General features: G+C 28.8%; 12 protein-coding genes. 5 read left to right on the top strand and 7 right to left on the bottom strand.

Annotation, left to right across the window (positions count from 1 at the left end):
- Nucleotides 1-8: 8 nt before the first annotated feature.
- Genes X274_RS05795 through ispD form a run of 6 tightly spaced genes read right to left on the bottom strand, consistent with a single transcriptional unit; the run spans nucleotide 9 to nucleotide 5,851 of the window.
- Complete coding sequence (locus tag X274_RS05795; protein WP_047265873.1) at nucleotides 9-689, bottom strand: tRNA1(Val) (adenine(37)-N6)-methyltransferase; 681 nt, start codon at nucleotides 687-689, stop codon at nucleotides 9-11.
- Entirely contained in the window at nucleotides 686-2,458 is a 1,773-nt protein-coding gene (locus X274_RS05790; protein WP_047265872.1) for a hypothetical protein, read from the bottom strand. The genes X274_RS05795 and X274_RS05790 overlap by 4 nt, the downstream gene beginning before the upstream one ends.
- Nucleotides 2,459-3,319: a protease modulator HflC gene (gene hflC, locus X274_RS05785; RefSeq protein ID WP_047265871.1), complete on the bottom strand. Its 861-nt coding sequence runs from the start codon at nucleotides 3,317-3,319 to the stop codon at nucleotides 2,459-2,461. It lies immediately after the preceding gene.
- Nucleotides 3,316-4,299, bottom strand: coding sequence for an FtsH protease activity modulator HflK (gene hflK / locus X274_RS05780; RefSeq protein WP_084822651.1), 984 nt, complete (start codon nucleotides 4,297-4,299; stop codon nucleotides 3,316-3,318). The genes hflC and hflK overlap by 4 nt, the downstream gene beginning before the upstream one ends.
- Nucleotides 4,300-4,311: 12 nt before the next feature.
- Nucleotides 4,312-5,163, bottom strand: coding sequence for a deoxyribonuclease IV (locus X274_RS05775; protein ID WP_047265870.1), 852 nt, complete (start codon nucleotides 5,161-5,163; stop codon nucleotides 4,312-4,314).
- Complete coding sequence (gene ispD / locus X274_RS05770; RefSeq protein WP_047265869.1) at nucleotides 5,156-5,851, bottom strand: 2-C-methyl-D-erythritol 4-phosphate cytidylyltransferase; 696 nt, start codon at nucleotides 5,849-5,851, stop codon at nucleotides 5,156-5,158. The genes X274_RS05775 and ispD overlap by 8 nt, the downstream gene beginning before the upstream one ends.
- An 88-nt stretch (nucleotides 5,852-5,939) precedes the next feature.
- On the opposite strand from ispD, the gene X274_RS05765 reads away from it, so the two are divergent.
- From X274_RS05765 to gatB, 5 genes are read left to right on the top strand one after another with little or no spacing between them, the layout of a single operon-like run.
- Nucleotides 5,940-6,884 (top strand): ROK family protein, encoded by a 945-nt coding sequence (locus X274_RS05765; RefSeq protein WP_047265868.1) that lies wholly within the window; start codon nucleotides 5,940-5,942, stop codon nucleotides 6,882-6,884.
- Between the two features lie 43 nt (nucleotides 6,885-6,927).
- Nucleotides 6,928-7,638, top strand: coding sequence for a rhomboid family intramembrane serine protease (locus tag X274_RS05760; protein WP_052913196.1), 711 nt, complete (start codon nucleotides 6,928-6,930; stop codon nucleotides 7,636-7,638).
- Between the two features lie 3 nt (nucleotides 7,639-7,641).
- Complete coding sequence (locus X274_RS05755; RefSeq protein WP_047265867.1) at nucleotides 7,642-9,153, top strand: HD domain-containing protein; 1,512 nt, start codon at nucleotides 7,642-7,644, stop codon at nucleotides 9,151-9,153.
- 14 nt (nucleotides 9,154-9,167) lie between these two features.
- Entirely contained in the window at nucleotides 9,168-10,511 is a 1,344-nt protein-coding gene (gene gatA / locus X274_RS05750; RefSeq protein WP_052913195.1) for an Asp-tRNA(Asn)/Glu-tRNA(Gln) amidotransferase subunit GatA, read from the top strand.
- The gene (gene gatB / locus X274_RS05745; protein ID WP_047265865.1) at nucleotides 10,512-11,945 is read left to right on the top strand and encodes an Asp-tRNA(Asn)/Glu-tRNA(Gln) amidotransferase subunit GatB; all 1,434 of its coding nucleotides are present in this window, start codon (nucleotides 10,512-10,514) and stop codon (nucleotides 11,943-11,945) included.
- A 125-nt stretch (nucleotides 11,946-12,070) separates the two neighbouring features.
- Here gatB and X274_RS05740 read toward each other — a convergent pair.
- The coding region (locus tag X274_RS05740; RefSeq protein WP_335337577.1) for an HD-GYP domain-containing protein at nucleotides 12,071-12,399 on the bottom strand (329 nt) is incomplete at its 5' end.

Here is a 12,399-nt window from a genome sequence, read left to right as displayed (position 1 = left end):
TTCCTCCTTTATTCATTGCTATTTTTTAAAAATACTGGTGGATTTATTTTTAAATTCTCTCCCCCGTTTTTTCTTAATATCCCACCTATTAATTGCGCAGTTTTATTTTTATTTCCATATGCAATATATATTTCCTGTAATGAAAACCTGTATTTTTGAGCCATATTTAAAAAGGTTACAAAATATGTGGGATGATATACAAAAATCATTCTTTTTTTATTTTTCAAAGCATAATATGCTGCATAAAAAAACTTTTCAAGATTTTTTTCATTAAAAGTTCTTGCTGTTTTTCTATCATTATATGGGCTTTTTAATGATTTTTCTGAGTAATGGGGTGGATTTGTAATAATACAATCCACAGACTCTCTTTTAACATATTTCGTAATATTGTATATATCGTCATTTATGAAATTTACTCTACTTTCCAAAAAATTTCTCTTTAAATTATTCACAGAATAAATATATGGCTCTTTTTGAATCTCAAAACCTGTTACTTTTATATTATTATAGATTTTAGCTAATGCAATCGAAATACTTCCTATTCCTGATCCAAATTCTAATATTACTTTTTCTGTTTTCAACAATTTTGCTATTTCTAAAAGAAATGTTGTTCCATGTGTTGGTAAATGAAATTTATTTGGAGATTTAAGACTTAATTCTTTAAAAAGGGTTTCAATATCAACTTTCATTTAATCACCACACCTGTATTTGTAGTAAGTGTAGCTATATTTGTTTGAAATAATATACTCCTTGAATAATCCGAAACTTCCATTTTTTCAATGTTTGAATTCATGATCTTTGACCATGAGAATCTGCTCTGTCTTAGATTAGAGGTATTTGTTTTATTTAAGAGAATTTTTGTTAATCCATTTATATTTAAAGTATTAAAATAAGATAAATCAGATTGAAACATATTAACATTTTCAAATGTTAATATGTTAAATGTGCTATCTTTTATATACACTTCTTCTGTATTGTGAAATTTTAAATCACTTTTATATCCCAATGTATTATATAAACAAATTCTGAAATCATTTACAGATAACAAATCTGTACCATCTAAAAATTCGGAATCTTCTAAATAGATTAATTTAGCTTTATTTCCTATTATTTTAACATTATCAAAAATCGTTTTTGAAGCTATGAAAATTCCTCCATCAACAATAATTTCTCCATTCCCGCTAATAAGAGATTTCCCAGCTCCTGGCATAATAAAAAATAAACCTTTTATTATTAATTTTGAATTTGACACAAATTTCAAGACACTTCCAGATTCAACCATAACCACACTTTTTTCTCCAAGTGTAGTTTCTCCCCCTATTAAAAACTCGGAATTTATTTGCGGCAAATATAAATTCTCTTCAGAAGAATCAAGGATATTTCTTACAAGATGAACAAAAGTTCCAGAAAATCTTATCGTTGGTTGAGATGGAAAACTCAATGTTCCGTATTTACTTTTTTTTCTTATCATTGCTATATTAGCATTGGTTAATCTGGCATATGCTGCTTTTGTATCTAATGCCTGTTTCCATCCATACTTATATGGAACTTCAACAATATATGAATCAACATTCGTTTCATAATTCCAACCAAATGTATCAACCGAAAAATCTATTAACTTTGGATTACCTGTTGCAATAGGTAGAATGTTTTTTTCTAATTCAACATTCATCCTTTTTTTACTATAATTTCCACCATTATCAATAACTATTAATGTTGCCTCTTTTGAACCATCCAATAAAACCTCATCTATATTAATTAACGAATATATGTTTTTTCCTGTTTTTAGAATTATTTTCAAATCTTCATCTGGTGTCCAATCGTCTGAAACCTTTATATTTGTTTTTCCAAATAATGATATTTTTAGATTGTTATTCAAAATTTTTGGTTTTTCATCAATATCTGTATTTATTTTAATTATTTTATCTTTTGACTTATTATTATATTTATCCACTGCATATAACTTATATTCAAGTACTCCACTATTTTTTTCTAATGGTATTTTTAAACTTATATTAAATGTATATTTTTTATTGTTCCCTTCCAATATAAATTCTTTTAAATCTGTAGCAGGTGAAGATGCTGTTATATTTAAATTCCCACTTTTAATATAATAATTAAAAAAAACAATATCTGGAGCAATATTATCAAAATATAAAATTATATATTTTTTATAAATTTCCTTATTATCTACAAATAATTTTATTGTCACCGTATTTTTTCCATTTTTTAAATCGGTAAAATAATATAAATTTCCTTTCTTATTAAAAGTTATTTCATATCCTTGATCATCAAAAAATTTTAATTTGTAATTATCTATATTTGCAGTTATTTTAACGGGAAAAGAAGGTGACACAATGTCACCTTCAATTTTTATCTCTACTCTTTTTTGTGGATAAAAACATGAACTTAATAAAAACAATAATAACAACACAACAATTAAAATGCTATTTTTCATTTATTTCTCCTCATACAAATATTTTAGTATTGGTGAATCAGGTGATAATAATAAAATATTATCTTTAAATGAATCCTTATATATATCTGCTATTCGCTTTAATTCAAAAAATTCTGGACTCGCGTTGTATGCATCTGCATAAATTGCTATAACGCTTGCATCGGCTGTACCACGTATTATCTCAGCATTTTTTTGTGCTTCTGATAATATTATTTTGACTTTTTTATCTGCTTCTGCTTTGATAATTTCTGATTCTCTTTGTCCTTCAGCTCTTATTTGAGCTGCAATTGAATATCTTTCAGCCATCATTCTATTATATACAGATTTGGATATATCTGGAGGCAAATCTGTTCTTTTAACCCTAACATCAACAATCTCAATTCCAAACTGTTTTAAATTCTCACTGCTTCTTTTTGTGATTTCTGTCAACATTTCTTCCCTTTTTTTGGATAATACTTCATTTAATGTATATTTAGCTACTAAATCCCTTACATTTGAATAAACAACATCATCTATTCTTGTTAAGGCCAACTGTACCGATCTCATACTTTCTATAAACGTCTTGGGATCATTTATTCTCCATATAGTGTATGTATCAACTATAACTGTTTTTTTATCAGCTGTAATGATTCTTTCAGGATCTATATCATATAACATAAGCCTTTTTTCAAATTTTACCACATTATCTATAAATGGTGTTTTAAAACTTATACCAGGTTCCGTAACAATTTTTTTAATTTCACCAAATCTAAGTACTACTGCTTGTTGCTCCTGATTAACAATAAATAATGATGTATAAATAAATAATATTACAATAATTGCTATTAAACTCAAAATGATTGATTTTGTTGTTTTTTTCATTTTGTACCACCACCTATCTCAGGTAAGTTAAGTAATTTAAGAGTATTCGGACTATCCACAATAATTTTTTCTTTTGAATTTTGAATCAAATCTTGAATAGCTTCCAGGATAATTCTTTTTTCTGTAATATCTTTAGCTGCTTTATATTCTTTTAACATTGCTTTAAATCTCTTTGCCTCACCAGTTGCTATTGCTACTCTTTCATATGAATAAGCTTCTGCATCTCTTAAAATTTTCTGTGCCTGTCCCTGTGCTTTTGGTATTACATCATTTGCATATCTATTCGCTTCATTTATAAATTTCTCCTTATCCTGCTTCGCACTATTAACATCATCAAAAGCCTTTACAACTTCATCGGGTGGAGCTACTTCTTGCAAATAAACATTTTCTACCTTAATCCCTGCACCATATTCATCCAGTATTTTTTGCACTTTTGCTGCCGTTTCCATCGCAATTCTATCTCTCTCAGAAGTTAAAACATTATCAATTGGATTAATCGCTACCATTTCTCTCAATACGCTTTCCGTGGCAAATTTCACCATATCAAAGCCATTTAAAATTCTAAATGCAAACTTTACTGGGTCAGCAATTCTATATTGAACTACAGCTTCAAGACTTACAATGTTTTCATCGCCTGTAATCATCAATGATTCTTCAGTAACGGGCTGATATTCAACTCTTCCTCTGTAATTAACTGTTCTGAATCCGATTTCAATTTTCTTTAATGTTTTAATATCAACAATTCTATGTGATTGAAAGGGGTATGGCAATCTCCAGTGTATTCCTGGTCCTGTTGACGAGGTATATTTTCCAAAAGTCAACACCAATCCCATTTCTGATGGTCCAACCTGATAAATACTGGTACTAAAATAACCCAAAATCAATAACACTACAACCAGCCAAAAAATTCTTTTTAAATAATTCTTTTTTCTTCGAGGTTTTTCTTCTTCAACATCGAAGATTTCGAAATTATCTGTCATACTCCATCCCTCCTATATATTTAAAATCTTTTTTATCACTTTTATATCTTTTGCATGCATTTTATCATCACCTGGTGTTTCTAAGTGCATAGGTATTTTAATTATTTCATTAAAAGAAAAGAAAGTCTTAAAACCGTTTATTCCAATTTCACCTTTACCAATAAATTCATGTCTATCTTTGCCTGCACCCAACGGAAACTTCGAATCATTTAAGTGTATCATTTTTAATTTTTCTAACCCTATATAATTTTCAATTTCACTTAATAAGTTTTCCACACCCTCTTTATCTCTAATATCATAATTTGAATCAAAACCATGACAAGTATCATATGTTATCCCTATTTTATATGGAAAACTACATCTTTTTATTATTTCACCAAGTTGTTTCATATTCCAGCCAATATTTCCACCTTTTTTAGCTACATTTTCAAGTAATATTATTACGTCTGTATTATTCAAATCTTCTAATATTATATCCAGAGCTTTTGCAACTCTATCAAAGCCAAATTCTTCCCCTTCTCCAAGATGCGAACCCGGATGAACATTAAAATGTTTTATTCCAAGAGATATGGTAATTTTCAATTCTTCTTTTATTAAATTTATGGACTTTTGCCAATTTTCATCATTTGGTGTTGCAAGATTAATTAAATAACCAGAATGAACTAACACATCATCAAAAGATATATTAAACTTTTTCATTTGTTTTTTAAATTCCTGTATATCTTCATCTTTAGGATATTTAACTTTCCATGTTCTGGGATTATGGGAAAATATTTGAAAAATATTACCATCTATTTTTTTTGTTGCCTGTGGAACATTGTGAAATCCTTTAGATGTACTCATATGCGCCCCAATTTTAAACATTTATTTTACCTTCCTTTATTAACCATTTTGCAAATTTTAAATCGAATTCCGTTGTTATTTTTATATTATATTCTTCTCCTGATATTACTCTCACAAAATTTCCCGCTTTATGAAAAATACTGGCATCATCAGTAAAACCTTTAAGTTCATTCTCAAAATTTGTATATGCTTTATATAACTTTTGAAAATCGAAACATTGAGGAGTTTGATGTAAATATACCTCATTTCTATCCAATATTTTGTCAATTACATTATCAACAACACGAGATAAAGAATTTTTTTCAGATAATGCCAATACAGCAGACCCATACTTTTTGGCTACCTTTATACTTTCATCAATTTTATTTATAGAAATAAAAGGTCTTGCAGCATCGTGAATTGAAACTATAGAAACCTTAAATCCAAATTTATTATATAGAAAATTTAAAGCATTGTATACAGAACTCTGTCTCGACTCCCCCCCCTCTATTATACCACACAATTTGTTAATATTATAACATTCCTTTTTCGTCTCTTCCATATATTTTTCATTAGCAACAACAACAATTTTATCTATTAAATTAGAATCTTCATATTTTTCTAATGTAATTCTTAACAAACTTTTATCTAAAATCTGGTAAAATTGTTTAGGATAAGAAAGGTTTGTCCTTTTACCTTTCCCTGCAGCAACAATAATACCAATATTCATAAAATCACCTCAATTTGTATATTTTATTTTATTATACTATAAATTTATGTTAAAATTATAATTAATAGATTAAGAAAGGAGAGAAAATATGTATTTAATAGGGATTGATTTAGGAGGAACTGAAATAAAAACTGGACTTGTTTCAAAAGCTAAAGGTATCATAAATAAAGTTTCTATTCCAACTGAAACAAATAAAGGTATTGAAAAAGTTGTAGAAAATATATTAAAGAGTATAGAAATTGTTGCAGGAGATAACATAAATAAAATAGAAGGAATAGGAATAGGGTCTCCGGGTTCTATCGACAGAGATGCGGGAATTGTCAGATATTCTCCTAATTTACCATTTCATAATTTCAAACTAGCAAAAGTAGTATCAGATACTTTTAAAATACCTGCATTTGTTGAAAATGACGCAAATGCATTTACACTTGGTGAGTGGTATTTTGGTTCTGCACAGGGATTAAAACATTTCGTCGCATTAACTTTAGGCACTGGCATAGGAGGAGGCGTTATTTCGCATGGATTTTTGATTACAGGAAAAGATGGAATCGGGGCTGAATTAGGACATGTTATAATCGATCCAGATGGGCCATTATGTGGTTGCGGCTCAAGAGGTTGTATTGAGGCGATTGCATCAGCTAAAAATACTGCAAGATGGGCAAAAGAATTTTCTATAAAAATACCAAATAATAAAATCGTAGAATTGGCTGGCGATATTGAAAAAATAGAATCAAAACATGTTTTTATGGCTTTAAAAGAAAATGATCCTGTAGCCAGAATGGTTGTTGATAAAATTACTGATGCTCTTGCAAAAGCTATTGCAAATTATGCTCACATATTCAATCCGGAAATGGTTGTAATTGGAGGGGGAATGAGCAAAGCTGGAAGAGACTTACTTAATCCTATAAGAGAAAAAACTAATTTATATTTAATGCCATCTTTCAAAAATACCTTTAAAGTGATGTTGTCTACTCTTGTAGAAGACGCAGGTATTTTAGGTGCGTCTGCAGCAGCAATGTACCATTCAAGATAATGATTAAATTGTCACAAAAGTATAATTAAAACGAGGTGGAGAAATGGAATTTATTAAAAAAATCTTTGATTTTGATAACATAACACAAAAAATTTTTACTATAAATATTCTGGTCTTTGTTATGATGTTCGTATTTGGCGGTGGATTTCGTGCATTTTCAAATGTATATACCTTAATTTTTGCAGGAGCACAATATGGTAAATTAATTACCATATCACATCAATATTTTAGATTTATTACGTCCATGTTCGTTCATGGCGGTTTTCTGCATATAGCCTTTAATATGTATGCATTATATTATCTTGGAAATATTGTTGAAAGGGTATATGGACCTTATAAATTTATAACCATATACCTTGCATCTGGAATTGGCGGCTCGTTGTTAACGCAGATATTTATGCCGGATGCATTTTCTGTTGGAGCAAGTGGTGCAATATTTGGTTTAATTGGTTTGCTATTTGGGGCAGGTTTCAGAGAAGATACCCCACCTATGATGAAGCCAATGACAGGAACAGCGTTATTACCTGTAATTATAATAAACCTTTTTTTAGGGTTTACCTCATCTGGAATAAATAATTTCGCACATATTGGAGGACTAATTACTGGATTTACATTTGGATGGCTCACATCTGTTTCAGATACATATACATCATATAAAAAGTGGAAAATATCCGCTTACATCAGTTTAATATTAATATTAATTTCATTTATATGGTTATTAATTTTTGATATTCAATTTATAATAGGGGGTTAAATTATGGAAAAATTATATTTTAAAGTTTCCAGAGATCCCATTTATTCTGAAATCTTTATATATCCTCTGGAAATAGTTATAGCAGATACCCCACTGGTGCAAAGACTAAGATATTTAAGTCAATTGGCTGGTGCGGAATACGTATATCCAAGCGCTACACATACAAGATTTTCACATTCTTTGGGCGTTATGCATATAGCAGGGTTATACGCAAAAAAACTTTTTGAAAATAATCATCAAAAAACGCGAATATTAAGATTAGCAGGATTATTACATGATCTGGGGCATGGGCCATACAGTCACCAATTTGATGATGTAATTTATAAACGAATGGGACTAAAGGATGGACATGATGAATATAGAAAAAAAATACTCAATACAAAATTAATTGATCAAACATACAATGTATATAAAAAATTAAATGATGCAAGAACAAAAAATGATTTCTTAAAAGATTTATCATTAACAGTAAAAAAGGAAATAAAAGATGAAGAAGCTGATATAAAAGAAGCTTTAAAATATATTATGAACATGATAAATGAATTATTTGAAGCCGAAAATACTGGCGGAAGCCCAGAATTCAACATAGTTCAGGGACCTCTTGGAGCAGATAGATTGGATTTTGTTTTAAGAGACTCATACTACGCTGGTACAAGAGATTTTGGAACAGGTGATCTTGATAGAATAATACGAAATGCATTTATAAAAAAAGAAAAAAACAAAGAGAAATTATGTTATAACATAAAGATTATAGATAATATATATACTGTTTTGTTTGCAAGATTCATGATGTATAAAAATGTTTATTTTCATAAAACATCCAGAGCAGCTGACCAAATGATTCAGGAAATATTACGTCTTGCAGATGATATTTTAGACTTAAAATCAAGGGTTAAAGATTTAGATAAATTTACATCATTAACTGATCAAAGAATAATTAATGAAATAGAAATTATATATGAACAGGTATATGAAAAAGGCAGAAACAATTTAATTAATCCCGAATTGATGCAGAAAGCTGATAAAATCGCAAAAGCATATAATCTTGTAAAGAGGTTAAAATCAAGAGACCTGTGGAAATTACTAATAGAGATACCATTTTCAACTACGGGTTTAGATCCTTCAGTAATTAGTGTAAGTGTAGCAGAAAATGTTTTAAAACAATTAAAAAATAATATAAAAGCTACAATCAATTCCAATATAGATAAAGAAGATAAATTAGAACTTTCCTATATTATGGATAATTTTGAAAATTTATTTGTAATAGACACCCCATATAAACTTGCATTAATGCATCCAAAAGAATTTTTATCAACAGATGTTTCAATTCTTGATTACAATGGGGATATTTTAGGTTTTGATGAAGTATTTGAAAGATATCCTGCTTATAAATTCATGGAGAGCAATTTAATTCAGATATCCAGAATATATTTGACAGAAGATAAACGTGAAATTCTAAAAAGGTTGGATTTAATTCCTAAAGTAGGTGGAATTAATATAACAACAAGATGGTAATAAGGAGGCGCTTTATGAAAAACTTTAACTTTGATTTAGAAAAAGCGAAAAAGATAAATAATAAAATAAATGCTATTATAGAATTTACCAGAATAGACGGGAATAAAGACGGGAAATATTATTCTACACCATTTTTGGTAAAAGATAACATACAGGTAAAAGGAACCAAAAACACCTGTGCATCAAAAATACTTGAAAACTATAATTCAACTTATACAGCAACAGCTGTTGAAAGATTATTAAATGCTGGATTTACAGTTATGGGAAAGACAAATTTAGACGAATTTGCAATGGGAGGGTCAAATGAAACATCAGCATTTGGTGCAGTAAAAAATCCATGGGATTTAAAAAGAATTCCTGGAGGATCCAGCGGTGGTTCAGCTGCGGTAGTAGCAGCAAAAATAGTTCCTTTTGCTTTAGGATCTGATACAGGTGGTTCTGTCAGACAACCAGCTTCATTCTGTGGTATAGTTGGATTTAAACCCACATATGGAGCTATTTCAAGATATGGATTATCAGCATTTGCCTCATCGCTGGATCAGATAGGTGTATTGTCAAGAAATGTAGAAAATGCTGCTATTGTAGCAGAAATTATGAGCGGAAGGGATGAAAATGATTCAACTACATTGGATATAAAATGGGATTTAACCTCTAATCTGAATAAAGAAATTGAAGGATTAAAACTTGCAATACCAAAAGAAATATTTGAATTAGAGGGAATAGATAAAAAAGTATTAGATATGTTTAAAGATAATATAAAATCTTTAAAAAATGCTGGAATAATAGTGGAAGAAGTATCTATTCCTCATTTAAAGTATACTGTTTCTATATATTACATTATTGCTCCATCAGAAGCAAGTTCTAACCTTTCAAGGTATGATGGAATAAGATTTGGATTAAGAAAGGAAGAAAAAACCATTAAAACCACATATATGAAAACAAGGGATAATGGGTTTGGAATGGAAGTAAAAAGAAGAATATTCATGGGAGCTTTTACACTAAGTTCAGCATATTATGATGCCTATTATGCAAAAGCAGCTAAAATAAGAAATTTATTGAATAATGACTTTGAAAAGATATTTGAAAACTATGATGCTGTATTAACTCCTACATCACCAATACTACCTCCAAAATTCGGAGAATTAAAATCACCTTTGCAATATTATTTAATGGATTTATTTACAATTCCTGCAAATATGATTGGAGCACCAGCTATTAGCATCCCTTCAGGAAAAATAGACAATTTACCCTTTGGAATTCATCTTATATCAAAACCTATTGAAGATGCTAAATTACTAAGAGCGGCAAAACAGCTTGAAAATATTTTTGGTATACTTGATTTACCGGAGGTGCTTTAAATGAAATACAAAACAACAATAGGACTTGAAATACATACTCAATTATTAACTAAAACAAAAGCATTTTGTTTGTGTTCTGCTAATGCCTTTGAAAGCTCACCTAATACCAATATTTGTCCTGTTTGTACCGGGCAACCTGGCGCATTGCCAATATTTAATGAAGAAGCTTTAAATCTTGGAATAAAGGCTGCATTAGCATTAAATGCAAAAATAAATAAATTTTCACGATTTGATAGAAAAAATTATTTTTATCCAGACCTTCCAAAAGGATATCAAATTACCCAATACTTTTATCCACTTGCAAATAATGGGTATATAGAAGTAGATGGGAAAAAAATACGTATTAGACGTATGCATCTCGAAGAAGATTCTGGGAAAATGTTTCATGAAGGAGAGAATCTGGAAAATGCGTCTTATAGCTATATTGATTATAATAGAAGCGGTATACCTTTAATAGAAATAGTTACAGAACCTGATATTGAATCTCCTGAAGAGGCACGAAAATTCATGGAAAAATTGAGAAATATACTGAGATATGCTGAAATTTCTTCTGGAGATATGGAAAAAGGTGCTTTAAGATGTGATGCAAATATATCAATAACTGATACAGAGAAAAATATACACAGTAATAGAGTTGAAATAAAAAATATAAACTCTTTTAAATTTGTTGAAAAAGCACTTGAATATGAAAGAAAAAGAATTATAGAATTAATGGAAAAAGGTGAAAGAATACCTCAAGAGACAAGAGGCTGGAATTTTTCAACAAGATCAACATTTTCCATGCGTTCAAAAGAAGAAGAAGCGGATTATAGATATTTTCCAGAACCTGATATTCCACCTATTATAATCACAAAAGAAAAAATAGATGAAATTAAAAATATGATGCCAGAAATGATAGATGAAAAATCTGAAAGATTTGTAAAGCAATACAAAATAAAAAAGTATGATGCGGATATTCTTGCCGGAGATAGAGAATTGGCTGAGTACTTTGAAAATGCTGTAAAAAATGTTAAAAATCCACAATTTGTAAGTAATCTGATAATTACAGATTTAATGAGAGAAATGAATAAAAATAATTTTGAGTTAAAGGATGTAAGAATAAAAGCTGAACATTACGAAGAACTTGAAAAATTATTGGATAGCGGAAAAATATCAACTAAAATAGCAAAAGAAATATTTATAGAAATGTTTAAAACTGGAAAAATGCCTTCAGAAATTGTGAATGAAAAGGGATTAGAACAAATTGATGATGATAATATAATTGAAGAAATAGTAAAAAGAGTAATAGAAAATAATCCTAAACAATATCAGCAATATAAAAATGGAAAAACAAAACTTTTAGGATTTTTTGTTGGTCAAATTATGAAAGAAACAAAGGGAAAGGCAAATCCTCAAAAAGCAAATCAAATTGCAAAAAGATTATTAGATGAGTAGTTTTTAAATAATAAATAATTCCCCGTAACGGGGAATTATTTATTATGACATTCTACTAATTCAATTTCGCAATATTGGTATACAAGATTTAAATTTTCCTTTTTTATTTTAAGAATAGTTATTGATTATGTCCTATTTTTTTTCTGTTTTTCAATATTTTTAATCAAAATCAATAACTTAGAAGATCTTTTATTAATAATATCCCATAAATCTTTAATATCATTTTCGTATTTTTTCAGTATATTTAAAACTTCAGGGTTAAAGTGCTGAGGGTTAGTTCTATTATCTCCATTTAATATTATATTTATAGCTTCTTCATGAGAAAATGCACGTTTATATGGTCTTTCTGAACGTAGAGCATCATAAACATCTACAACAGAAACTATTGCTGCACATATTGGAATTTCATCACCTTTTAGTCCATATGGATACCCTTCACCGTTATATTTTTCAT

The organism is Marinitoga sp. 1155 (assembly GCF_001021175.1).
Taxonomy (GTDB): Bacteria; Thermotogota; Thermotogae; order Petrotogales; family Petrotogaceae; genus Marinitoga.
The sequence above is the reverse complement of the archived record's forward strand: the minus strand, read 5'-3'. Positions and strand labels throughout refer to the sequence as shown.